This window comes from Fuscovulum sp., from assembly GCA_035192965.1.
Lineage (GTDB): Bacteria > Pseudomonadota > Alphaproteobacteria > Rhodobacterales > Rhodobacteraceae > Paragemmobacter.
Genome location: CP136571.1, coordinates 3,157,943 through 3,180,626 on the forward strand (window position 1 = coordinate 3,157,943; position 22,684 = coordinate 3,180,626).

The following is a 22,684-nucleotide window of genomic DNA, read 5'->3' on the forward strand; positions in this document are numbered from 1 at the left end:
ATTACCCCCGCACCCGGCTGCGTTGCCGCCATTGATCCAGAACCACCGCCGCCACGATGATGATGCCCTTCACCATTTCCTGGTAATAGGCGTCCAGCTTCAGGAAGGTGAAACCCGAAATGATCACCCCAAAGATCAGCGCCCCCAGCACGGTCCCCAGAATGGACCCGCGCCCACCGGAAAGCGAAATGCCGCCGATCACCGCCATCGCGATGGCATCAAGCTCGTACATCACCCCCATGCCCGCCTGCGCGGTCAGGTTCTTGGATGACAACACCACGGCGGCCAGCGCCGCCAGCGTGCCCGCAATGGCATAGACCAGCACCTTGTGGGAATTCACGTTGATCCCCGACATTCGCGCCGCAGCCTCGTTCGATCCGATGGCATAGCAGTGCTTGCCATAGCGCGTGTAGGTCATCACGCAATGAAACAGGATCGCCAAAACCGCAAAGATCAGCACCGGCATCATACCCTGCCCGATGGCCGAATACTGTTCAGTCGGAAAGGAAATCGGATTGCCCTTCGACCACCATTTCGCGGCCCCCCGCGCCGTGACCATCATGCCCAGCGTGGCGATGAAGGGCGGGATGCGCGTATAGGCGATCAACGCCCCGTTGATCAGCCCCGCTGCCAACCCGCAGGCCAGCCCTACAACAATCGGCACGATCACGGGCAGGTCCATGAACGCCTCGCCAAAGATGGCCTTGGGGTTCGGGTTGCCGTTCACCATCGCCGTCTGGGCAAAGCTCATGGCCACCATCGCCGTCACCCCGACGATAGAGCCGGATGACAGATCAATCCCCCCGGTGATGATGACCTGCGTCACGCCCAGCGCGATTATGCCAACGATGGACACCTGAAGAATGATGATCGACAGCCGCTGATTGTTGAACAGCGTGTCGACATTCTCACGCGTGTTGAACAGAAAGCTGTCCCCCAGGAACAGCCGACCGATCAATTCAAAGGTGACGACAATCAGCACCAGCGCCAGGAACACGTTCAATTCCTGCGGGCGCTCTTTCTTGCGCGGGTCGTATTTCAGCCCGCCCAGCCCATGCGATGCCTCTGACACGGCCATCCCCTCCCAACGAATTCTGCTGCAAAGCTTCTCCCCGGCGCTTCGCACCGGCAAGAAGAAAGGGGGCGGCCCTCAAAGGCCGCCCCGATCCGGTCAAAGACCTCAGTTCTTGGCGAGGAAGTCGCCGATATTGGCCGGGGTCACCAGCTGGAACGGAATGTAAACCTTCTGCTCCACCGTTTCGCCCTTGGACAGCTTGATCGCCGCATCCAGCGCACCCGCGCCCTGACCGGCCGCATCCTGGAACACCGTGATGTCCAGATCGCCTGCCTGCATCGCCGCCAGCGCGTCCTGCGTCGCATCCACACCGCTGACGATGACCGTTGCCATGTCGATGCCTGCAGCCTTCATCGCCTGAATGGAACCGATGGCCATTTCGTCGTTGTTGGCGATGACGCCGTCGAATTCCGCGCCAGCCGACAACCAGTTCGTCATCAACGACTGCGCCTGGTCACGTGACCAGTTCGCGGTTTGCTGATCGATCACGTTGATCGTCACCGGGCATTCGCCGGCCTCGATCACGTCATAGATGTTCTGCGTGCGCTGCACGGCGGCCTGGTTCGACAACTCGCCCTGCAGGACATAGACATCCACCGCCGTCTCGCCCGCTTCGGCCCACAGCCGGCAGGATTCCTTGACACCCTGCGAGCTGGAGTCCGTCTCGTTCGATGCGACAAAGGCCTGATTGTCCGGCAGCGAATCCACGTTGATCGGCTGACGGTTCACATAAACCAACGGCACACCCGCAGCGGCCGCTGCATCCGACATGGCCTGAGTCGCATTGGTATCCACCGGGTTCACGATGATGGCCGCAACACCGCTCGCGATGAAATTGTTGATCTGGTCCAACTGCTTGGCCACATCGTTCTGCGCATCCTCGACCTGCAGGTTCACACCCAGCGACTCGCCCTGTGCGATCATGCCGTTGCGCAGCACGGTCAGGAAGTTGTCGTCGAACGCAGCCATCGAAACGCCGATGTCCTGCGCCATCGCCGTTGTGCCCATCAGGCAGGCAAAGCCTGCGGCGATAAGGGTTTTTTTCATGTCTCTCTCTCCTCCCAGTTGATGCCCCCATGATTTCATGGCGGGCGAGATCGCGTCGTCCTTGGCTTCGGTCTTGTGGCAGCAACGGGCGTCCTCCACACCCGCGCCCCAAGGCTGAAGAAGTTAACCTTTACCGTCAACCGATTTTTGCAACCGGTTGCAAATCAGTGCCGGGTGCAGAACCTTTCACCCACTCCGTCACACAACACCCTTGCGCATAAACTCCATGCTTGCCGACAGTGCCGCAAAGGGATCGCTCAGCGCGTGAACAGATGGCGCAAAGGGCTCATAACTGATCGGCCCAGCATAACCCGCAGCCCGCAAGGCCCGGATCTGAGCGACATTGCCCAGCACATCATCCGCATCCACCAGCACGCGATGCGGGTCGCGCATGTCATCCAGCGCGATCATGTCCTTGACGCCCGACACATGCACGATCCCCGTCAGATCAGGAAAGATCGGCCCGAAACCGGCCAAGGCATGATGAAACGTGTCATGCACCATGAAAAACGTGCCTTCGCCGCCCACCGCTTCTATCGCATCGGCCAAAACATCCTTGTAACGCAATGAACAGACGGCAAAGCCAAGCGGTTCCACCATCGCCTTCAACCCATGCGCCCGCAACATCGGCAGCACTTCCCGCAACGCGGTTTCGGTCACCTTGCGGCTGTCACCCCGATCCGTCGCCACACCATCATTGCGCGGGATCAGGCTGATCGCCTCGGCCCCCGCCGCGACCGCGATCTGCATCAATGCCTCCGCCTCGGCGGCTTTGGCATCTGACCAGTCGTTGAACATCTTCACCTCGGCCAGCGCCAGAAAACGCAAACCTCGCGCTTCCAACGCCGCGCCCACTTTTTCCGGGGCCTCGCCGCCAAAAAGCGGCCCGGCCAGATCGTTGCGATACTCCACGCCCACACAGCCAAGGCGCGCGGCCAAATCGGCAAAGGCCAGCCAATCGAGGTTCGGGGTTGTCATATGGTTTAGTGCAAAAGGCAGCATCGGGTTCCATCACAAGGCACGTTGTTGATGGAATGCTTGTTCTATTTTATCCAAAACTCAACCGCTTTATTCCACACCATCCCTGCGATTGACGATTTTTCGTCAGATCGACTCTGCCACATGCAGGTCGGGCGGCAGGAATACCTGCGCGTTTTCCGGCAGTTCGCCCTTCTGCAAAGCTGCCTGCGTCATGCGTTGGAACAGCACCCGGCACAGCTTTTCCAGCGGCGTATCCGTGACCAGCGTGACCACCCCCTCGGCCAGCCCACGCCGCGAATCGGGAGTCAGGGCGGAAACCACCAGCGACACCTCTCCCGGCCGCCGCTTTTCACGCAGCGCAGCAATCGCGCCCTCCATCCCACCCCCGGCCACATAGATACCGCGCAGATCGGGATGCACCGCCAGCTTGGCCAACACCGCCTCATAGGTCAGTTGCCGCGTCTCCAGGTTGACGATGGTTTCCAGCACCTCCAGTTGCGGCGCGGTTTCGCGCAAATAGGAACGGAACCCCGTCTCGCGCAGTTCGTGCCCATGCCAGCGATGCCCGCCCACGAACAACAGCACCTTGCCGGGCGCCTTGGCCGACAGCGCCGTCATCCATCCTGCCGTGCGCCCGACCTTCAGATTGTTCAATCCCAGATAGCCTGACCGCATGCCCTGCGCGAAATCCGACAGCAGACAGAACACCTGCAGTCCCTGCGCGCGCACCTCTTCGACCGCCGCTGTCACCTCGGGATGGTTCACTGCAGTCGCCGCCAGCACGTCACACCGCCCCACCATTGACCGCAGCAGCGCCGCCATTTCCGATGGCCCCTGCGAGGCGGAAAACTCCAGCACCAGCCGCCCCCGCACATTCGTCACCTCAGCCAGCGACCGGTGCAACTCTTCAGCAAAAGCCTTATAGAAATCCTGCCCCTGTTTGTGCAGCACCACGCCAAAGCGCACCTCGGGCAAATCGCGCGGCGCCGCGCCGCCACTCAGACGGAGCAGAGCAGGATGCCCGATCCGCTCCGCCGCCGCCGCGATCCGCGCGCGCGTCTCGGCGGATACGGACTCCCGTCCGTTCAGCGCCCGGTCGACCGAAGCGATTGAAACCCCTGCCGCCGCTGCAAGCTCTGCCATCCCGACCCGCCGCGCCATAACCCCCTCCGCGATGCGTTCTCGTCAATCCCACCGCAAGTGTGACGATTTTTGACGAAAAACACCAGCGCCCACTTTCGGCATGTGGAATCTTCGTTCTATCCTTGCTGTCAGGAACGGGCGCAGACTGCGACGGGGGAAAAGATGACGGAACGCAACTACAGCCTGCTTGGCCCGGATGGGGCGCGCGCTCTCGAAACCGGGCTTGCCGCCGCCGAATGGTATCACACCGATGTGCCGCGCAAGGTGATGAAAGACCTGATGCAGCGATCCGATCAACCCGCCATCCGTGACACGGTAATTCTTTATGGCTGCATGATCGCTTTCGCCGCCATCGGCGTTGCCCTTTGGCCAAGCTGGTGGTCGCTGCCCTTCTGGCTCGCCTACGGCGTTCTCTACGGATCGGCGTCAGATTCGCGCTGGCATGAATGCGGCCATGGCACGGCCTTCAAGACGGCTTGGATGAACAACGCCGTTTATGAAATCGCGTCCTTCATGATCATGCGCAACTCCGCCACCTGGCGGTGGAGCCACGCCCGCCACCATACCGACACCTACATCGTGGGCCGCGACCCCGAGATTGCGATCATGCGCCCCCCGGCCTTCGTCAAGCTGATCGGCAGTTTCTTCGGCATCCCCGAAGTGATCGACTTCTTCCCCCGCATGATCCGCAACGCCCTGTCCGGCCCCACTGTGGAGGAACGGACTTTCGTGCCGCAATCCGAATGGGCCAAGGTGCAGCGTGTCGCGATCATCTATACCGCGATCTACGCATCCACCTTGGCGCTGGCCGTCTGGATAGGGTCCATCCTGCCGCTGATGGTGATCGGCCTGCCCCGGATGTACGGTGCATGGCACCATGTGATGACTGGGCTGCTGCAACATGGCGGGCTGGCCGACAATGTCATCGACCACCGCCTGAACTCCCGCACCGTCTACATGAACCCGATCAGCCGCTTCATCTACTGGAACATGAACTATCACGTGGAACATCACATGTTCCCGATGGTGCCATACCACGCCCTGCCGCGCCTGCATGACACGATCAAGCATGACCTGCCTGCCCCGAACCCCTCCATCCCGGCGGCATTCGCCGAGATGTGGCCCGCGCTGAAACGCCAACTGGCCTATGAAGATTACTTCCTGCGCCGGGACCTGCCGCCGAGCGCCAAACCCTACCGCGAAGATTTCCACCGCGATGCTCTGGGTGACCTGCCCGATGCCCTGCCCGCCGAATAAGGACTGACAGATGCCCCAATGGATCCGCGCCTGCGCCACCGATGATATCGACGAAGAGGATCTGATCCGCTTCGATCACGCCGGTGCCACCTATGCCATCTATCACTCTCCCGAAGGCGATTTCTTCGCCACGGCTGGCAAATGCACCCATGAAGAGGTGCATCTCTGCGACGGGCTGGTGATGGGCCACCTGATCGAATGCCCCAAACATAACGGCCAGTTTGATTATCGCACGGGCGAGGCGAAACGCGCCCCCGTCTGCGTGAACCTGCGCACTTATCCTGTCCGGGTTGATGGCGGCGACGTCTATATCGAGGTGCCCTGACATGCCTCGTCCCCCCACCGTCCGCGATCTGCTGGATGCGCGCGGCAAGCACCAGTTCGCCATGCTGCGCGTCGAAACCCTGGATGAGGCTGAGGCCGCGCATCGCGCCGGTGTGGAACTCCTTTCCATCCCGCCCGCCATGATCCTTGATCGTCGCTTCCGCGAGGTGGCCCCTTCGGCTTTCGCCTTTCCGGGCGACAACTTCTACGAAATAGGGGATACCGCCGACTTCCTGAAATGGGCCTTTCCGCTGTTCAAGCATGGGGCTGACGGCTTTTATTGCTCCGGTTCGTTGCAGACGATCCGCGCGATGGCCGATCACGCCTTGCCGGTCTGCGGCCATGTCGGGCTGATCCCATCAAAACGCACATGGACCGGCGGATTCAAGGCCGTGGGAAAGACGCTCGACAGCGCCAAACTGGTCTGGAACCAGATCAAGGCGCTGGAAGACGCAGGCGCCTTCGCGGCCGAGGTCGAGGTCGTCCCCCATTCGATCACCGCCGCCATCGCCGAAAAGACCAGCCTGTTCCTCATCTCGATGGGCGCGGGCGCCGGGGGCCATGCGCAATACCTGTTCAGCGATGATGTACTGGGCCAGAACACCGGCCACATCCCCCGCCACGCCAAGGTCTACGCCAATCTCGCCGCCGAACAGGCCCGCCTGCAAGAGATGCGGGTTCAAGCGATGGGATCCTTCGCGCAGGACGTGCACTCGGGCAGCTATCCCGCTCCCCAGCATCTGGTGGATTGCGACGCCGAAGTTGTCGAAGGCTTCCGCGACTGGCTGGATCAGGTCTGCTGATCGCCTGCACGACCGATCCGCAGGGAAAGGCGTAGCAACAGCGTGACCGGTCCGTCATGCCCGTATGGGCATCCTCTCAGGCCCACTGTCAGGATTCAGTTCAGGAAAGCCCCCGCCGCATCGCCCCTTGCGCCGCATCTGCGGCCTTGCCATGCAGGCAGTCTTGGGGGGCGTTCCAATGGACACCGAAATTCTCATCATCGGCGGCGGTCTGGCGGGCCTCGCCCTTGCTGACCGGCTTCAGGCGCAGGGCCGAGATTGGCTTCTGGTCGAGGCACAATCCCGGCTGGGCGGGCGTGTCCTTTCGCCCGAGATTGCCGGGGCAAGGTTCGATCTTGGCCCCGCATGGTTTTGGCCGGGGCAGGCCAGACTGGCCGCGCTGGCGCAAAGACTGAACCTTCCGGTCTTTGACCAACACAGCAAGGGCGCAACTCTGCTGCAAGACCGTGACGGTGCGGTGCAGGCGCATCACGGCCCGTCTCCCATGCAGGGATCGCTCCGCATCGTGGGCGGCATGGGGGCCTTGATCGACGGGCTGGCGCAGGCCCTACCGCCCCATCGGATCACGTCAGACAGCCCTGTCACCGCGCTCCACCGATCCGGCACCCACATCACGGCAACCCATGCACAGGGCGAGGTGAGGGCACGGCGGGTGGTGCTGGCCCTGCCACCCCGCGTGGCGACGGCAATCATCTCATTCTCACCCGCACTGCCCGATCCGGCACAAAGTGCCGCCCGCGCCATACCCACCTGGATGGCAGGTCAGGCCAAGATCCTCGCCGTCTATGCCGATGCCCCGTGGCGCAGGGCAGGCCTTTCCGGCACGGCCATGAGCCGAAAGGGCCCCATGGTCGAAATCCATGACGCCTCGCCGATGGATGGCGCGCCCTTTGCCCTGTTCGGCTTTGTCGGCCTTCCCCCCGCCGTGCGGGCCAGCCACGCTGATGAGGTGACAGCCCTCGCCCTCACACAGCTTCAGGAATTGTTCGGGCCCGACATGGCACAGCCGCTGATGATCCAGATGATGGATTGGGCGCGCCAGCCCCATACCGCAACTGCGCTTGACCTCACGACGCCGGGCCATCACCCGGCCTACGGGCTAACCGCCCCCCTGCGCGGCCTTTGGGACAACACCCTCCTCTTCGGCTCAACCGAAACTGCCACCGACTTTGGTGGTTATCTCGAAGGCGCGCTGGAGGCGGCAGATCGTGTCGCGGATCAATTGAAATAGGCCCGCGCTCCAAGGCCATGACCGCAACGCCATGATCGGCATCGCAGCCGCGCCCCGTCATTCTGTCGCGCCTTTCCGTCAGCGACCTCAGCCTTATCTCCCGTGCCTGGAGGCCCCTATGCTGCTTGCTTTGCGCGACGTGACCAAAACCTATCCCAACGCCGCCGCCGCCGTTCTGCGCGGGGTTTCCTTCGATCTGGCCAAGGGCGAAATGCTGGCCCTTACCGGCGAATCCGGGTCGGGCAAAAGTACGCTCTTGCACCTGATCGGGGGGCTGGACACCGCTGACAGCGGCGCGGTCGCAATCAATGGCGTTGACCTGACACCGCTTGATGATGCCGGGCGCGCCACCCTGCGCCGCGGCACCGTGGGCGTGATCTTTCAGCAATTCAACCTGATCCCCTCGCTAACCGTGGCCGCCAACATCGCCTTTCAGGCCCGGCTTGCAGGCCGCCATGACCCCGATCGCGACCAACGCCTCGCCCTTCGGCTTGGGCTGACGGACCAACTGGCCAAATACCCCGAACAACTCTCCGGCGGGCAGCAACAGCGCGTTGCTATCGCGCGCACCCTGTCCCCGCAGCCCGATCTGGTGCTGGCCGATGAACCAACCGGCAATCTGGACGAGGCAACGGCAGACACCGTCCTGACCCTGCTGCAAGAACTGGTCGCCGAAACGGGCGCGGGCCTGATCATGGTGACCCATTCCGAACGGCTGGCCGCCCGCCTGCCCCGCCGGCTGCATCTGCGCGCGGGGCAACTGGCGTGAACGCAGCGATCCTTTCGGCCCTCGCATCGCACTGGCGGCGCAACCAATTGCAACTGATTACACTGCTGGCTGGGCTGGCCCTAGCCACCGCGCTTTGGTCGGGCGTGCAGGCCATCAACGCCGAAGCGCGCGCCAGCTATGACGCCGCCGCCGCCACCTTGGGCGAAGGGCAATACGCCCAGATCACCGGGCGCGACGGCGCGGTGATCCCGCAACAAACCTATGTCGCGCTGCGTCGGGTAGGCTGGCTCGTCTCTCCGGTGATAGAAGGGCGTTTGTCCGGCGTGCGGATCATCGGGCTGGACCCGCTCACCGCGCCGGGCGGCCTTGGCCCCGTCACCCCGGCAGAGGGGGCCGATCTGGGGCGGTTTCTCGCCGGGGAGGGGCAAATCTTCGCCCGTCCCGATACACTGGCGCGCCTGCCCGAAACCGGGATCGAAGGCATAGCCTCACCCGACATCGCCGCCAATACCGCGATCACCGATATCGGGGTGGCGCAACGCCTGCTGAAGCGCGATGGACAGATCGACCGTCTGATCCTTGCCCCGCAACAACCGCTCAACCGCCCGCCGCTGGAAAACGTGGCCCCCGATCTGATGCTCACCCCCGCACAGGATAGCGGCGATGTCGCGCGGCTCACGGACAGCTTCCACCTCAACCTCACGGCCTTTGGCCTTTTGTCCTTTGCCGTCGGCCTGTTCATTGTCCATGGCGCAATCGGCCTCGCGTTTGAGCAGCGCCGCAGCATGGTGCGCACGATGCGTGCTCTGGGCGCGCCCCTTGCGCGGCTGATCGCACTGATGGCGGCAGAACTGGCCCTGCTGGCGCTTTTGGCAGGGGCAATTGGCGTCATACTTGGCTACATCATGGCCGCCGCGCTGATGCCGGATGTGGCCGCTACCCTGCGCGGCCTTTACGGGGCCGATGTCTCGGGCCAGCTAACGCTACGCCCGGTCTGGTGGCTGTCGGGACTTGCCATCGCGATGGGCGGCACGGCCGTTGCCGCAGGCGGCGCGCTTTGGTCGCTGGCGCGGATGCCCCTGCTGACCGGGGCGCAGGCCTGGGCCTCGGGCATGTCACGCCGCTGGGGCCTTCAGGCAGCGCTCGCTTTCGGCCTTCTGGCGTTCTCGGCGGGTCTGGCGCTCTGGGGGCAAGGGCTTCTCGCGGGTTTCGGTATGCTGGGGGCCTTGCTCATCGGTGGCGCGCTGTCCCTGCCGCCACTCTTGGCCCTGCTCCTGTCGGGGGCCGAGGCGCGGGCACGCGCTCCGGTGGCCCAGTGGTTCTTCGCCGACACGCGCCAACAGCTGCCAGGCCTGTCGCTTGCCCTCATGGCGCTGCTCCTTGCCATGGCGGCAAATGTCGGCGTATCGACCATGGTCTCGTCCTTCCGGCTCACCTTCATCGGCTTTCTCGACCAACGCCTCGCGTCCGAACTTTACGTCACCGCGACGGACAGCGCGCAGGCCGATGCCATCCTTGCCGTGGCCGACGAACAGGCCGATGCCGCCCTGCCGCTCCTCAGCATCGACCGCCCCATCGCTACCCTGCCCGCCCAGATCTACGCCGCCCGCGACCATGCCACCTATCGCGACAACTGGCGCTTCCTGCGCGCCACGCCGGATGTCTGGGACCAACTCGCCGCAGGCGAAGGTGTCCTGATCAACGAACAACTTTTCCGCCGGGCCGGTCTCGATCTGGGGTCACTCGTCCCGCTTGCCCCCAGCGTCAGCCTGCCGGTGCTGGGCATCTATGGCGATTACGGCAACCCCGTCGGACAGGTCATCGTGACCGAACCGGTGTTCCGGCGCCTGTTCCCCGAAGTGACCGCCCTGCGCTTTGGCCTGCGCGTAGAACCGGCCCGTGTCGAAGCCTTGAAGGAAGGTCTTCGCGACAAAGCCGGGCTATCGGACAGCGCGATGATTGATCAGGCGGCGATCAAGGCTCTGTCCTTGGCCGTCTTCGAACGCACCTTCACCGTGACCACCGCTCTGAACGTGCTGACACTGGCCGTCGCGGGTTTCGCCATCCTGATGAGCTTGCTCACCCTCGCCGCCATGCGCCTGCCGCAGCTGGCCCCGGTCTGGGCGCTTGGCCTGACACGGCGCCGGCTTGCCACGCTTGATCTGCTGCGCGCGGTGGTTCTGGCCTTGCTGACCGCGGCGCTGGCGCTGCCGCTCGGGCTGGCGCTGGCCTGGGCACTGCTCGCCGTCGTTAATGTCGAGGCATTCGGTTGGCGACTACCCATGTATCTGTTCCCATTGGATTATCTGCGGCTGGCGCTGCTGGCGCTTGCAGCCGCGGCACTGGCCGCCGCCTGGCCCGCGTGGCGGCTGTCCCGCACGCCGCCCGCGCAACTTCTTGGGGTTTTCCGCCATGAACGTTAAGGCAATCCTTTTGGCACTGATGCTTCCCCTCATGGCTCAGGCGCAGGGCTTTGCCGGTCTGGGAACCGACTCCGGGGATTTCGCACAGCCTGTGCCGGGGCGCGCATTTGACTTTCCCGCCGATCACGGCGCGCATCCCGAATACCGCATCGAATGGTGGTATCTGACCGCCAACATGACAGGTCCGGACGGCACCCCCTATGGCCTGCAATGGACGCTGTTCCGCTCTGCCCTCGCCCCGCGTGATGGCACGGGCTGGAACACACCGCAACTCTGGATGGGCCACGCCGCCGTCACCACCGCCGATGCTCACCATGTGGCGGAACGCCTCGCACGCGGCGGCATCGGTCAGGCCGGTGTCACCGCCACGCCGTTTTCTGCCTGGATCGACGATTGGGCGATGCAGGGGCCGGACCTCGACACCCTCCGCCTCACCGCCACAGGCAGCGATTTTGCCTATGACGTGCAGCTGCGTGCGACGGGCCCGTTGGTGAAACACGGGGTGGATGGCTATTCGGTGAAATCCGCCGCCGGACAGGCCAGCTATTACTATTCACAGCCGTTCTTTGCCCTGACCGGCACGCTGACCCTGCCGCAAGGGGATATCCCCGTCACCGGCACCGCCTGGCTGGACAGGGAATGGTCCTCGCAACCCCTTGCCGCCGATCAAACAGGCTGGGACTGGTTCTCGCTGTCCTTTGACAGCGGCGACAAGCTGATGGGTTTCGTCCTGCGCGGCAGCACGGATTACACTGCCGCCACCTGGATCACCCCGGATGGCCAGACCACCGCCCTGCCCGATGGGGCCTTCACCGCCACCCCGCTGTCGCGCCACAGCGTGGCTGGGCGCACGGTGCCCACGACTTGGCAGGTCCGCCTTCCCGAAAAGGGCGTCGATGTCACCGTCACCGCGCTGAACCCCGATGCCTGGATGGCGACGTCTGTCCCCTATTGGGAAGGTCCAGTCACCTTGTCCGGCAGCCATGCAGGCGTCGGCTATCTGGAAATGACCGGCTATGACGACTGATCCCCACCCCTGGGCCACCACGCTGGACGGGCTGCACGCGCAAGTCTGGCTGCGTCTCGTACGCGGGGTGGCTGACCGCCGCGCACCGGCACGCCACCCGACCCTTGCCACTGTCTCGCCCGATGGCTGGCCCGAGGCGCGGACCGTCGTCCTGCGCGCAGCAGACCCCGTCACCGCCACGTTGGACCTGCACACAGACTTGCGCTCTGCCAAGGTGGCCGCCTTACAGGCGATGCCCCGTGCCGCCCTGCACATCTGGGATCAGACCGCGCATCTGCAAATCCGCCTCATGGCCGATGTTACGATCCTGACCGGTGACAGCGTGGCAGCCACATGGGCAAAGGTGCCTGAAACCTCGCGTCGCGCCTATACCATGACACCCGCCCCTGGCCATCCGATCCCCACGGCGCTGAACTATCAATCAACCTCGGACCAGCCATTCTTCGCCGTGCTGCGCTGCACGGTGCAGGCCATGGATATCCTCCATCTCGGCCCCGAACACCGCCGCGCCGCGTTTGACCGGGCCACCGGCTGGGCCGGAACTTGGCTTTCTCCGTGACACCCACAGGGGAAGAGTTGAGCAATCCGCCGCCTTCCCGTACCAAAGATGTGTAAAGCGCAGCCACCCGGCTGATGCATACGCTCCCAAAGGCCCCAAAGACATGAGCACCCCCGCCCTCGCCTCGGCCATCGTCCTGATCACTGGCATCTTCTGGGGGGTCTACTGGCTGCCCGTGCGCGCCATCGCCGATCTGGGCCTTGACGGGGCTTGGGGCACCGGGGCGATCACGCTCGCTGCGGCACTGTTCCTGTTTCCCGTCGTCCTGGCACGGGCCAGCACCTTGCGCAGCGCCAACGCCATCGGCATGGCGTCCATCGCCTTGGGCGGCGCGGCCTTCGCGCTCTATTCCATCGGTTTTCTCTACGGCAAGGTCGCCCTCGTCGTGCTGCTGTGGTTCTTCAGCCCGGTCTGGAGCGTGCTGATCGCCAAGTATCTCCTGCGCTGGCACGTGCCAAAGCTGCGCCTTGTTGCCATCGCCGTGGGCTTGGCCGGGCTGTTCATCATGCTGGGTGGCGACGGGGGCCTTCCCGTTCCCGGCAGCCTTGGGGAATGGATGGCCTTCATCGGCGGTCTCATCTGGGCGCTGGCGACGGCGGGTATGCGCCTGAAATCCGACGTGCCCCCCCTGCCCGCCGCCTTCCTTTTCGCCATCGGTGCAACCATCACCTCTTTCGCCTTCGCGCCTTTCCTTGAACCGCTTCCTACGATCGCACTCTCCGATCTGCCCCTCCTCTCGGCGCAGGTCCTGCTCACGGGCGGGCTCTGGTGGGGCGCGTCCATCGCCGCGCTGATGTGGGCAACCCTGCGCCTCGACCCGGCAAGGGTGGGCATCCTGCTGATGACCGAGGTGATCTTCGGCGCCATCACCGCGGCGATCTTTGCCGGGGAAAGCCTGTCGACCAGCGAAATGATCGGCGGCGCGCTGGTCATCCTCTGCGGACTTCTCGAAGTCTGGCCCACCAAAGACGAACCCGGCCACTCATCAGCCTGATCTCACAAAGACCTTGCCATCCCCCTGAGCGCCATGGCCGAGACAACGGGATACTATCCCTGCAGGGCCTTCGCAGCACAGCCCGCAACACGCGGCCACTTCAACACACCGTCAAACGGAACAGGTCCAAATGAACGCGGCGCGCCCTGCAAAGGCGCGCCGTCTTCCTTTGTCAGCCCCAAACCCGGCAACTGCCAGACCGGGGATAAGGCCCCGTTCTCAGGTCGCCTGCGGACCCGGGAACGGGAATTCCAGCGTGCGGGCGTTCAGGAACGCCTGTTCGTTGAACCGCAGGAAGCGCATCGTATCGGCGCGCGACGCCAGATAGCTGTCCCAGATGCGGCGGGTCAGATCGTCACCCGCGTCATAGCTTTCCTGGATCACCTCGCCCGCAGCCTTGCCCAGCGCCTCCAGCACCGGCCGCTCCAGACGGCGGAACTCGACGCCATGCTCCACCCGCAGCGTCTCCATCGCGCGGCCGGATTGCAGGTCGTATTCCACCTTCATATCCTCATGTCCCGCATGGGCAGCAGCGCGGATGATTTCCTGCAAATCGGCGGGCAATTCCTGAAACTTGGCGGTATTCAGCATCAGCTGCACCGTGCCGCCGGGTTCCTGAACGCCGGGGCCATAGGACAGCTTGGCAACCTGATGGAATCCCATCGGCAGGTCGTTCACCGGCCCGATGAATTCTGCCGCGTCCACGGCGCCCGATTGCAGCGCCGCGAAGATCTCGCCACCCGGCAGCAGCACCGGGGTCGCGCCCAGTTTCTTGACCATTTCGCCGCCCAGACCCGGCATCCGGATTTTCAGACCCTGAAAATCCTCTGGGGTGTTGATCTCTTTCTTGAACCAGCCAAAGGACTGGGCCGAAGTCTGGCCCGCTGGCAGCGACAGGATTCCGAACTGGCTGTTCAGCTCATCCCAAAGCGCCTGCCCGCCGCCATGCAACAGCCACGCCGCCTGTTCATCCCCTGTCATCCCGAAAGGCACCGCGAAAAAGGCCGCCAGCATAGGATGCTTGCCCACATGGTAGAACGATGCGTCATGGCCCATCTCGGCCGTGCCATCCATCACCGCGTCCATGCAGCCCAGCGCGGGGACAAGCTCACCTGCGGCAAAGACGTTGATCTTCAGCCGCCCGCCCGACATCGCCTCGATCCGCCGCGCCAGCCGCTCGGCCCCCACGCCCACGCCCGGCAGCCCTTTGGGCCAGGAATGGACCATACGCCATTCGATGGTGCCCTGCGCGATTGCGGGCGCGGCAAGCCCTGCCGCTGCCACGGCCGCCCCGCCCCCCAGAACAGTTTTCGTCAGAAAGTCGCGTCTCTTCATTCGTTCCTCCCGCTGCCATTTGCATTGGCGGCGGAACCCGCTCCCGGACCCGCCGCAGTGGCGTTGGAATTGGAGACGGTTCGTCACAGAGCAACAGGCAAAGCCGCGGAAAATGGTCTTTTAGGAGAAAACTATCGAAAGCTATCGGCGCTAACTATTCCGTTTAAAAAAACCTATCCGTCGCCCTTGCATTCCCGAAAACGGCGGCAATCTAGCGCAAATGTGCCGGGACCAAACCCGATCGCACAGACGAACAGGGACAGCGTGGGTGGCATCGCGGCCAAGACCGGCGGGCCATTGACGCGACAGGGAGAGAGCAAGGAATGGCAACAGTGTATGCCGGGCCAGAGCCCGGCTGGGTACGTGCTGCGGCGCGTGTCGTGGGCGTGATTGACGGTCTATGCCGCTGGAGCGGCTATGTTGTCGCCTGGGCGACGCTGGCCACGGTGATCTTGTGCTTTGCCACAGTCTACCTGCGCTACGTCATGGGCACCGGCCTGATCTGGTTGCAGGAAGCCTATATCTGGACCCATGTCGTCGTGATCGTGATGGGCGCGGGCTACACGATGATGAGCGGCGGCTTTGTCCGGGTGGACGTGTTCTATTCCCACTGGTCCGTCCGGCGCCGGGCGTTGTCAGACATGATGATGACGCTCCTCCTGCTGCTGCCCTTCCTGCTGATCTTCGGCTACGGGGTATGGACGTTCTGGACAGCGTCTTATGCGGCCGACGAAGGGTCGCTCAACCCCGGCGGCATGGGCAACTACTGGATCCTGAAGGCCACGCTCTTGGGCTTCATCCTGCTTGTCGGGCTACAGGGCGCGGCCTTCGTGCTGCGCGGATTGATGGTCCTTGCGGGGCATGAACGCCACGCGCTCAACCACGGCGGCCACGGCGCCGACCAGACCCTTTAGGCCATAGGAGATACCCATGGACGCGGCACTTCTTGGCCAGCTGATGGCAGCAGGCCTGTTTCTGCTCATCATCTTTTTCCTCATGTCGGGCTACATCGTGGCCTTCACCCTTGGCGGTCTCGCGATCCTCGTGGGGTTTGCGGGCATCGCCGTCGGGGCATTCGATCAATCCCTTTTCGCCGCCCTGCCAAACCGCTTCTGGGGGGTGATTACGAATCCGGTCCTTGTAGCCGTGCCCCTCTTTGTCTTCATGGGGGTGGTACTGGAACGATCGGGCATCGCGGAATCCCTGCTCACCACCATGGGGCAACTTTTCGGCTCGCTCAGGGGCGGTCTTGCCCTGTCGGTGGTCCTTGTGGGCGCGCTGCTCGCTGCGGCCACGGGTGTCGTCGGGGCAACCGTCGTCACCATGGGCCTGCTCAGCTTGCCTGCCATGATGCGCGCAGGCTATGATCCGAAACTCGCCACCGGCACAATCTGCGCGGCAGGCACGCTGGGCCAAATCATCCCACCCTCTACCGTGCTGATTTTCCTAGCCGACATCCTGCAGGGCGCCAATTCCGCCGCCCAACTGTCGCTCGGGAACTTCGCTCCGGATACCGTGTCGGTCGGAGACCTGTTTGCCGGTGCAATCCTGCCCAGCCTCGTACTCGTGGCCATGTTCATCCTCTACATTGTCTGGAAAGCGATCTTCCATCCTGAGACATGCCCCCCGGTCGCGATGACGGCAGCCGAAAAGGCCGGGCTCGGCCTGCGGATCGTCGGCGCACTGATCCCGCCGCTTCTGCTCATCGTTTCGGTTCTGGGGTCCATCGTCGCGGGTGTCGCAACGCCTACGGAAAGCGCAAGTGTCGGCGCGGTTGGGGCGCTGTTCCTCGCCGCGGTCAAACTGTTCGCCGACGCCTATCTCGGGGCCGAGGGCGACCCGCGCCGCGACATCCGTCTGTTCTGGTTCTGGTTGGTGGCGCTCATCGCGCTTGCCGCCACGGCCTGGCTCTTTGGCGCGGCGGGCCTGCTCAACACAATGCTGGTTCTGCTGGGTCTTGCCCTTCTTGTCATTCTGATCCGCGGCGACCTGCGGCGCAGCTATGTTCAAACGCTTTTCCGCTCTTCGATCTCCACCATGTCGATCACTTCGATGGTCTTCATCATCCTGCTTGGCGCCACGGCCTTCGCCTTGGTGTTCACCCAACTTGGCGGCACCGATATGGTGCGCGGCTTCCTCGAACAGATGCCCGGCGGTCAGTTCGGCGCTCTGTTGGTCGTTTTCCTGATCATCTTCGTGCTGGGCTTCTTTCTTGACACCTTCGAGATCATCTTCATCGTGATCCCGATAACCGCCCCGGTGCTGCTGATCATGGGGGTGGATCCAATCTGGCTGGGGGTGATGATCGGCTTGCTGTTGCAGACCTCCTTCCTGACACCACCCTTCGGCTTCTCGCTCTTCTACCTGCGCGGGGTGGCACCACGCACGATCACCACACCGATGATCTATCGTGGGGTCGTGCCTTTCATCGTGATCCAGCTTATCGCCCTCGCCGTGCTTTGGATGTTCCCCGAAATGGCCACCTGGCTTCCGAACGAACTGTTCCGCTCGGATGCGCCTGGCACCGAAGATGCCCCACCCCCACCGCCCTCATTCGACGAAGGCGGTGGCGAGGATGAATTCCTGTAAGCCTCCGATGCGCGATCTTCCCAGCCTCCGGCAGCTTGAATACTTCGTGGCCCTTGTCGACACCGGCAGCTTCAAGGCCGCCGCCGACCAATGCGGCATCAGCCAGCCCTCGCTTTCGGTCCAGCTTGCCACGCTGGAAAAGCGGCTGGGCCAGCGGCTGGTGGAACGGGGCCGCACGGGCGTGATACCAACTCTGGCCGGGCGCGAGGTTCACGACCGCGCCCGCGCTATCCTTGACGCGGCACAGACCCTGGTCAACCGCTTCGACCTGCCGCGCACGGGCCTGTCGGGAACGATCCGCTTCGGCGCTTCGGGAACGCTGGGCCCCTACCTGCTGCCCCATGTCATCGCGCGGCTACATGCCCGCCACCCGGACCTGCAGCTCTTCATCCGCGAAGCCCCGCCCGAGGCGCTGGCCGCCGGCCTGGCGCGCGGTGATTTCGACATGATCCTCGTGCAATTGCCGGTGCGCGGCGATGTCACGCCCATCCGGCTGTTTCGCGAACCGCTGGAAATCGTGGTGGCCCGCGATCACCCTTTCGCGGGCCGCGACCGCATCCCGCGCGAAGAACTGCGCGGCCAGACGGTGCTCGCGCTCGGGCCCGCCTTCGCCCTGCGCCAGCAGGTGGCAGACCTTTGCGAAACACTGGGCGCAAGGTTGCGCGCGGATTACGAAGGCACCAGCCTTGATGCGATACGCCTCATGGCCGGCATGGGCATGGGTATCGCTTTCCTGCCTGCACTCTATGTCCGGTCCGAAATCGGCCCGGATGACCGTGACGTCGCGGTCGTCTCCCTCGAAGGCCCGCGCACCTTGCGCTCGGTCGGCCTCGTCACCCGCAGCAACAGCGCCGATGACGCCGCCCCCCGCATCGCCCGCCTGATCCAGACCGTCGCCCGCGAGGTTTTCGCAGGCACCCTCGTCTTGGAACCCCTATGAACTTTGGCATAGCCCGACCCCAAAGGAAGGCGCGAGCCAACAGTCACAGCGCGGTCTGGGCAGACCACACCCACAGCCGGGCCTGACCGGAAAACCCTTCCATCACGGGTATTTCCGGATCAATCCTGATATGTTTGTGAAAGGAAGTGGTGCCGCTGAAGGGACTCGAACCCCCGACCCCATCATTACGAATGACGTGCTCTACCAGCTGAGCTACAGCGGCTTGGTGGCGGGCTATTAGCACCCCTCTCGCGCGGTGTGTAGCCCCCTTTCACAGAAAAATGCGCCTCCGGGAAAACTCCTTAGCGGCTGAAATCGTCGATCACCGCTACGCCGGGCGGCATCGGGCCACCAAAGGCGCGCAATTCGGCCGAAGCGCCCGACAGGGGCACCGTCCGCGCAATCAGCGGGCTCATGTCAACAACGCCGCGCGTGATCATGTCCAGCAGCGACGGGTACTTCCACGACGGCATCCCGCGCGTGCCAAACAGCGCCAATTGCTTCATGTAGACCGCGTTCATGTTGATCTCCATCCGGGCGGTATGGCCCACGGGCAGGCCCACCTGCACATGGCGCCCCAAAGTCCGCAGCCCCTCGATCGACGCATTCGCCGTGGCCTCGATCCCCAGCGCCTCGATCGACACATGCGCGCCACCGCCAGTCGCCTCGATGATCCGGGCCGCCACATCGCCCGCTCGCGCATCAATCGCCGCCTCAGCGCCCAGCGCCAAAGCATGGCTCAGCTTTTCCGCCACCACATCCACCACTACCACCCGCGCGCCCAGCGCCCGACCAAGGATCAGCGCCGACAGCCCGATCCCGCCCGTGCCATGCACCGCCAGCCACTCCCCCGCCCGCAGATCGGCCCGCCCCGTCAAGGCATGCCACGCGGTCGTTACCCGGCAGCCTAGCCCCGCCGCCAGAACAGGCGTGATGCTTTCCGGCAACCGCGCAAGGTTATGGGCATGGGGAACCGAGATGTATTCGGCATATGCCCCCGGCTCGCCGAAACCCGGAACGCGCTGCGTCTTGCAGGTGTTGGACAGGCCCGCCCGGCATTCCGGGCAATCGCCACAGGCGAGGATAAAGGGTGCGATCACCCGGTCCCCCACCTGCCAGCGGGCAAGCGGCCCTGCCTCCACCACCTCGCCGCAATATTCGTGCCCCGGAATGGCGCCCGGCTTCACCTTGGGGTGCTCACCCACCCAGCCGTGCCAGTCGCTGCGGCAAATCCCGCAGGCCAGCACGCGCAGCACCACGCCATCCGGCTCGCAAACCGGATCAGGGACAGTCTCGATCACCAGATCGCTGTTATAGGCTTTCAGAATTGCCGCGCGCATCGCATCCCCCCGCTTCGTCAGGATCAAGGGATGCCAGCAAAGGCCGCAGGTCTAGACAGAACCCGACACCGCCCGTCGGCTTCGGCCGATCAGAGGATCTCGACCCGGTAGCCTTCGATCACCGTATTGGCGAGCAGCTTTTCGCACATCGCCTTGACGTCAGCCTCGGCCTTGGCGCGGTCCGTCTCGGCCAGGTCGAGTTCGATCACCTTGCCCTGCCGCACGCCATTCACTCCGGCAAAGCCCATCGTGCCCAACGCGTGGCGCACCGCCTCACCCTGCGGGTCCAGAACGCCGGTCTTCAGCATGACGGTCACGCGCGCTTTCATATCATCCCCCGGGGCAGAAATTCTTGGCCCGTCCTAGCGCCCCGCCCCGTCCGGGGCAAGGCACCAGATCGGCGCATTCAGTTGATCAGCGTAGGCTTGGGCTTGTGCGTCACATTCGACGGCAACACACCCAACCGCCGCGCCAGTTCCGTATAGACATCCGCCATCGGGCCGGGTTCGCGCACCAGCCCCTCGCGCTCCATCGCCTCGGATGCCGTGCGCACATCCCACAAGCGGCAGGAATCAGGGCTGATCTCATCGGCCACGATCAGACGCATGTAATCGCCCTCCCAGACCCGGCCCACTTCCAGCCGGAAATCCGCAAGCCGGATGCCCACGCCCATCATCACACCCGACAGGAAATCGTTCACCCGCAGCGCCAGCGCCACCATGTCATCCAGGTCCTGCTGGCTGGCCCAGTTGAACGCGATGATATGCTCTTCGCTCACCATGGGCGTGCCCAGCCGTTCGTCCTTGTAGTAGTATTCGACAATCGGGCGCGGCAGCGGCGTGCCTTCGGGAATGCCCAACCGTTCGGACAGCGCACCTGCGGCAAAGTTCCGCACGACCACCTCCAGCGGAATGATCTCGGCCATCCGCACCAGCTGTTCGCGCATGTTCAGACGGCGGATGAAATGCGTGGGCACCCCGATGGAATTCAGCCCGGTCATGAAGAATTCCGATAGCCGGTTGTTCAGCACACCCTTGCCTTCAACAGCGGCAGGCGACGGAATGGCGGCAGTCGGCGCGCTGTCATCCTTGAAATACTGGATCAGAGTGCCCGGCTCCGGCCCTTCATACAGGATCTTCGCCTTGCCCTCGTAAACCTTCTTGCGACGCGCCATGAATTCTCCGCCGGAAATGCCGATGGCGGGGTCACCCCATGGTTCCCCGCCTGCTTCACGCGGCTATAAGCCAAGCCGCCCTTCGCCGCAAGCGGACCCACGGAAACCGCAACGGGCAAACCACCCCCCGCCCCCTTGCAGCGCGGGCAGGCTGCGGGCATATGAAGGGGCAAGCAACTCAGGATCAAGGGGCCCCACATGTCCACCTTCGACGACCGCGAACGCGCATTCGAATCCAAATTCGCTCATGACGCCGACATGCAATTCCGCGCCGAAGCGCGCCGGAACAAGCTGGTGGGTCTCTGGGCCGCGGGTCTGCTGGGCAAATCCGATGACGCCGCTGCCGAATACGCCATGAGCGTGGTGTCCGCCGATTTCGAAGAAGCCGGGATCGAGGATGTGGTCCGCAAGGTTGCCGCCGATCTGGCTGGCCATGCCAGCGCCGATGACGTGCGCGCAAAGATGACGGAATTGCTGCCGGTCGCCAAAGCGCAGCTTATGTCGGAACTCTAAGGTCACCTTCGCGCCGCTGACAATCGGCACCCTGCGGGGTGTCTTTTGCAATAGACCGTGACGATCCCTGCATTCGCTTCAAGATCATCATGCGCAATATCGAATTGCCTCACCCCTGCCCCGCATGGCAGACCGGGGCAAAGCGGGCGACAGTCCCGAACCCCAAAGAGGTATCCCTTCATGGCCGACGCGCTGACCGAGCTTCTTTCCACCCGTGACTGGCTGCTGGCCGATGGTGCCACCGGAACCAACCTGTTCAACATGGGCCTCTCTTCGGGCGAGCCTCCGGAATTCTGGAACGTGGATGAACCCGACAACATCCGCAAACTCTATCGCGGCGCGGTCGAGGCGGGGTCGGACATCTTTCTCACCAACACATTCGGCGGAAATGCCGCACGGCTGAAGCTGCACAATGCGCAGGGCCGCGTGCGCGAACTCAACCGCGTGGGCGTGGAACTTGGCCGCGAAATCGCCGATGCGTCGGGCCGCAAGGTCGTGGTGGCAGGCTCCGTCGGCCCCACGGGCGAAATCTTTGAACCCATGGGAACTCTCACCCACAAAGACGCGGTCGAGATGTTCCATGAACAGATGGAAGGCATGAAAGAGGGCGGCGTCGATGTCCTCTGGATCGAAACCATCTCCGCCCCAGAAGAATACCGCGCCGCGGCCGAGGCCGCGAAGCTTGCAGGCCTGTCCTGGTGCGGCACCATGAGCTTTGACACGGCGGGGCGCACCATGATGGGCGTCACCTCCGCCGCGCTTGCCGAACTGGTTGAAAAGCTCCCCAACCCGCCCATCGCCTTTGGCGCGAATTGCGGCGTCGGCGCGTCCGATCTGATGCGCACGGTTCTGGGCTTTGCCTCTACCGGAACGGAACGCCCGATCATCGCCAAGGGCAATGCGGGCATCCCGAAATACCATGACGGGCATATCCATTACGATGGCACCCCGGAACTGATGGCAGAATATGCGGTGCTGGCCCGCGATGCAGGCGTGCGGATCATCGGCGGCTGCTGCGGCACCATGCCCGAACACCTGCGCGCCATGCGCGCGGCACTGGAAAGCACCCCGCGCGGCCCGCATCCGACGCTGGACCTGATCTCGGAAAAGCTGGGCGGCTTCTCCTCCACGTCCGATGGCACCGGCGATGATGCAGGCGCCCCCCGCCGCGAACGCCGTGGCGGCCGCCGCGGCTGACC

22 protein-coding genes and 1 tRNA gene are annotated in these 22,684 nt (G+C 64.0%); 14 read left to right on the top strand and 9 right to left on the bottom strand.

Features of this window, described 5'->3' with window-relative positions:
- Position 1: 1 nt before the first annotated feature.
- The 4 genes from RSE12_15440 to RSE12_15455 form a co-directional block, all read right to left on the bottom strand.
- Complete coding sequence (locus RSE12_15440) at positions 2–1,078, bottom strand: ABC transporter permease (protein WRH61752.1); 1,077 nt, start codon at positions 1,076–1,078, stop codon at positions 2–4.
- A gap of 102 nt (positions 1,079–1,180) precedes the next feature.
- Positions 1,181–2,122 carry a substrate-binding domain-containing protein gene (locus tag RSE12_15445; GenBank protein ID WRH61753.1) on the bottom strand — a complete coding sequence of 314 codons (942 nt, stop codon included), beginning with the start codon at positions 2,120–2,122 and terminating at the stop codon, positions 1,181–1,183.
- 198 nt (positions 2,123–2,320) lie between these two features.
- Positions 2,321–3,100 carry a TIM barrel protein gene (locus RSE12_15450; protein ID WRH61754.1) on the bottom strand — a complete coding sequence of 260 codons (780 nt, stop codon included), beginning with the start codon at positions 3,098–3,100 and terminating at the stop codon, positions 2,321–2,323.
- A gap of 126 nt (positions 3,101–3,226) precedes the next feature.
- Positions 3,227–4,264, bottom strand: a complete 1,038-nt coding sequence (locus RSE12_15455; protein ID WRH61755.1) for a LacI family DNA-binding transcriptional regulator — start codon at positions 4,262–4,264, stop codon at positions 3,227–3,229.
- Positions 4,265–4,408: 144 nt separating this feature from the next.
- Between RSE12_15455 and RSE12_15460 the strand changes: the two genes are divergently transcribed.
- The 9 genes from RSE12_15460 to RSE12_15500 all read left to right on the top strand — a co-directional run bounded on the left by RSE12_15460 (position 4,409) and on the right by RSE12_15500 (position 13,594).
- A complete protein-coding gene (locus tag RSE12_15460; protein ID WRH61756.1) occupies positions 4,409–5,503 on the top strand; it encodes a fatty acid desaturase family protein in 1,095 nt (364 codons plus the stop codon).
- A gap of 10 nt (positions 5,504–5,513) precedes the next feature.
- Positions 5,514–5,828, top strand: coding sequence for a MocE family 2Fe-2S type ferredoxin (locus RSE12_15465; protein WRH61757.1), 315 nt, complete (start codon positions 5,514–5,516; stop codon positions 5,826–5,828).
- 1 nt (position 5,829) lies between these two features.
- Positions 5,830–6,630 carry a 3-methyl-2-oxobutanoate hydroxymethyltransferase gene (locus RSE12_15470; protein ID WRH61758.1) on the top strand — a complete coding sequence of 267 codons (801 nt, stop codon included), beginning with the start codon at positions 5,830–5,832 and terminating at the stop codon, positions 6,628–6,630.
- Between the two features lie 178 nt (positions 6,631–6,808).
- Complete coding sequence (locus RSE12_15475; GenBank protein ID WRH61759.1) at positions 6,809–7,861, top strand: NAD(P)/FAD-dependent oxidoreductase; 1,053 nt, start codon at positions 6,809–6,811, stop codon at positions 7,859–7,861.
- Between the two features lie 118 nt (positions 7,862–7,979).
- Entirely contained in the window at positions 7,980–8,630 is a 651-nt protein-coding gene (locus tag RSE12_15480) for an ABC transporter ATP-binding protein (GenBank protein ID WRH61760.1), read from the top strand.
- Entirely contained in the window at positions 8,627–11,014 is a 2,388-nt protein-coding gene (locus RSE12_15485) for an FtsX-like permease family protein (protein ID WRH61761.1), read from the top strand. Before RSE12_15480 ends, RSE12_15485 begins: the two co-directional genes overlap by 4 nt.
- Positions 11,004–12,041: a lipocalin-like domain-containing protein gene (locus RSE12_15490; protein WRH61762.1), complete on the top strand. Its 1,038-nt coding sequence runs from the start codon at positions 11,004–11,006 to the stop codon at positions 12,039–12,041. The genes RSE12_15485 and RSE12_15490 overlap by 11 nt, the downstream gene beginning before the upstream one ends.
- Complete coding sequence (locus RSE12_15495; GenBank protein ID WRH61763.1) at positions 12,031–12,600, top strand: pyridoxamine 5'-phosphate oxidase family protein; 570 nt, start codon at positions 12,031–12,033, stop codon at positions 12,598–12,600. The genes RSE12_15490 and RSE12_15495 overlap by 11 nt, the downstream gene beginning before the upstream one ends.
- Positions 12,601–12,703: 103 nt before the next feature.
- Entirely contained in the window at positions 12,704–13,594 is an 891-nt protein-coding gene (locus RSE12_15500) for a DMT family transporter (protein ID WRH61764.1), read from the top strand.
- Between the two features lie 219 nt (positions 13,595–13,813).
- Here RSE12_15500 and RSE12_15505 read toward each other — a convergent pair whose 3' ends face one another.
- Complete coding sequence (locus RSE12_15505; protein WRH61765.1) at positions 13,814–14,929, bottom strand: TRAP transporter substrate-binding protein; 1,116 nt, start codon at positions 14,927–14,929, stop codon at positions 13,814–13,816.
- 323 nt (positions 14,930–15,252) lie between these two features.
- Between RSE12_15505 and RSE12_15510 the strand changes: the two genes are divergently transcribed.
- The 3 genes from RSE12_15510 to RSE12_15520 are packed head-to-tail and all read left to right on the top strand — an operon-like array spanning position 15,253 to position 18,458.
- Positions 15,253–15,843 carry a TRAP transporter small permease subunit gene (locus RSE12_15510; protein WRH61766.1) on the top strand — a complete coding sequence of 197 codons (591 nt, stop codon included), beginning with the start codon at positions 15,253–15,255 and terminating at the stop codon, positions 15,841–15,843.
- Positions 15,844–15,859: 16 nt separating this feature from the next.
- Positions 15,860–17,518 (top strand): TRAP transporter large permease subunit, encoded by a 1,659-nt coding sequence (locus RSE12_15515; GenBank protein WRH61767.1) that lies wholly within the window; start codon positions 15,860–15,862, stop codon positions 17,516–17,518.
- Between the two features lie 7 nt (positions 17,519–17,525).
- Positions 17,526–18,458, top strand: coding sequence for a hydrogen peroxide-inducible genes activator (locus RSE12_15520; protein WRH61768.1), 933 nt, complete (start codon positions 17,526–17,528; stop codon positions 18,456–18,458).
- Between the two features lie 147 nt (positions 18,459–18,605).
- Here the strand turns inward: RSE12_15520 and RSE12_15525 are convergent.
- The 4 genes from RSE12_15525 to RSE12_15540 all read right to left on the bottom strand — a co-directional run bounded on the left by RSE12_15525 (position 18,606) and on the right by RSE12_15540 (position 20,972).
- Positions 18,606–18,681: transfer RNA gene (locus RSE12_15525), tRNA-Thr, on the bottom strand.
- Positions 18,682–18,760: 79 nt separating this feature from the next.
- Entirely contained in the window at positions 18,761–19,798 is a 1,038-nt protein-coding gene (locus tag RSE12_15530) for an alcohol dehydrogenase catalytic domain-containing protein (protein ID WRH64839.1), read from the bottom strand.
- An 89-nt stretch (positions 19,799–19,887) separates the two neighbouring features.
- Positions 19,888–20,127 (bottom strand): phosphoribosylformylglycinamidine synthase subunit PurS, encoded by a 240-nt coding sequence (gene purS / locus RSE12_15535; GenBank protein WRH61769.1) that lies wholly within the window; start codon positions 20,125–20,127, stop codon positions 19,888–19,890.
- 77 nt (positions 20,128–20,204) lie between these two features.
- Positions 20,205–20,972 carry a phosphoribosylaminoimidazolesuccinocarboxamide synthase gene (locus RSE12_15540; protein WRH61770.1) on the bottom strand — a complete coding sequence of 256 codons (768 nt, stop codon included), beginning with the start codon at positions 20,970–20,972 and terminating at the stop codon, positions 20,205–20,207.
- A 198-nt stretch (positions 20,973–21,170) separates the two neighbouring features.
- Between RSE12_15540 and RSE12_15545 the strand changes: the two genes are divergently transcribed.
- Together RSE12_15545 and bmt are read left to right on the top strand one after the other, a co-directional pair.
- Positions 21,171–21,485: a DUF1476 domain-containing protein gene (locus tag RSE12_15545; protein ID WRH61771.1), complete on the top strand. Its 315-nt coding sequence runs from the start codon at positions 21,171–21,173 to the stop codon at positions 21,483–21,485.
- Positions 21,486–21,665: 180 nt separating this feature from the next.
- Positions 21,666–22,682 carry a betaine--homocysteine S-methyltransferase gene (gene bmt, locus RSE12_15550; protein WRH61772.1) on the top strand — a complete coding sequence of 339 codons (1,017 nt, stop codon included), beginning with the start codon at positions 21,666–21,668 and terminating at the stop codon, positions 22,680–22,682.
- The last annotated feature ends 2 nt before the right edge of the window (positions 22,683–22,684 follow it).

What these genes read in the sequence shown, in the direction of transcription:
- RSE12_15440 (WRH61752.1), bottom strand. Translation starts at nt 1,078, where the DNA reads ATGGCCGTGTCAGAGGCATCGCATGGGCTGGGCGGGCTGAAATACGAC.
- RSE12_15445 (WRH61753.1), bottom strand. Translation starts at nt 2,122, where the DNA reads ATGAAAAAAACCCTTATCGCCGCAGGCTTTGCCTGCCTGATGGGCACA.
- RSE12_15450 (WRH61754.1), bottom strand. Translation starts at nt 3,100, where the DNA reads ATGACAACCCCGAACCTCGATTGGCTGGCCTTTGCCGATTTGGCCGCG.
- RSE12_15455 (WRH61755.1), bottom strand. Translation starts at nt 4,264, where the DNA reads ATGGCGCGGCGGGTCGGGATGGCAGAGCTTGCAGCGGCGGCAGGGGTT.
- RSE12_15460 (WRH61756.1), top strand. Translation starts at nt 4,409, where the DNA reads ATGACGGAACGCAACTACAGCCTGCTTGGCCCGGATGGGGCGCGCGCT.
- RSE12_15465 (WRH61757.1), top strand. Translation starts at nt 5,514, where the DNA reads ATGCCCCAATGGATCCGCGCCTGCGCCACCGATGATATCGACGAAGAG.
- RSE12_15470 (WRH61758.1), top strand. Translation starts at nt 5,830, where the DNA reads ATGCCTCGTCCCCCCACCGTCCGCGATCTGCTGGATGCGCGCGGCAAG.
- RSE12_15475 (WRH61759.1), top strand. Translation starts at nt 6,809, where the DNA reads ATGGACACCGAAATTCTCATCATCGGCGGCGGTCTGGCGGGCCTCGCC.
- RSE12_15480 (WRH61760.1), top strand. Translation starts at nt 7,980, where the DNA reads ATGCTGCTTGCTTTGCGCGACGTGACCAAAACCTATCCCAACGCCGCC.
- RSE12_15490 (WRH61762.1), top strand. Translation starts at nt 11,004, where the DNA reads ATGAACGTTAAGGCAATCCTTTTGGCACTGATGCTTCCCCTCATGGCT.
- RSE12_15495 (WRH61763.1), top strand. Translation starts at nt 12,031, where the DNA reads ATGACGACTGATCCCCACCCCTGGGCCACCACGCTGGACGGGCTGCAC.
- RSE12_15500 (WRH61764.1), top strand. Translation starts at nt 12,704, where the DNA reads ATGAGCACCCCCGCCCTCGCCTCGGCCATCGTCCTGATCACTGGCATC.
- RSE12_15505 (WRH61765.1), bottom strand. Translation starts at nt 14,929, where the DNA reads ATGAAGAGACGCGACTTTCTGACGAAAACTGTTCTGGGGGGCGGGGCG.
- RSE12_15510 (WRH61766.1), top strand. Translation starts at nt 15,253, where the DNA reads ATGGCAACAGTGTATGCCGGGCCAGAGCCCGGCTGGGTACGTGCTGCG.
- RSE12_15515 (WRH61767.1), top strand. Translation starts at nt 15,860, where the DNA reads ATGGACGCGGCACTTCTTGGCCAGCTGATGGCAGCAGGCCTGTTTCTG.
- RSE12_15520 (WRH61768.1), top strand. Translation starts at nt 17,526, where the DNA reads ATGCGCGATCTTCCCAGCCTCCGGCAGCTTGAATACTTCGTGGCCCTT.
- RSE12_15530 (WRH64839.1), bottom strand. Translation starts at nt 19,798, where the DNA reads ATGCGCGCGGCAATTCTGAAAGCCTATAACAGCGATCTGGTGATCGAG.
- purS (WRH61769.1), bottom strand. Translation starts at nt 20,127, where the DNA reads ATGAAAGCGCGCGTGACCGTCATGCTGAAGACCGGCGTTCTGGACCCG.
- RSE12_15540 (WRH61770.1), bottom strand. Translation starts at nt 20,972, where the DNA reads ATGGCGCGTCGCAAGAAGGTTTACGAGGGCAAGGCGAAGATCCTGTAT.
- RSE12_15545 (WRH61771.1), top strand. Translation starts at nt 21,171, where the DNA reads ATGTCCACCTTCGACGACCGCGAACGCGCATTCGAATCCAAATTCGCT.
- bmt (WRH61772.1), top strand. Translation starts at nt 21,666, where the DNA reads ATGGCCGACGCGCTGACCGAGCTTCTTTCCACCCGTGACTGGCTGCTG.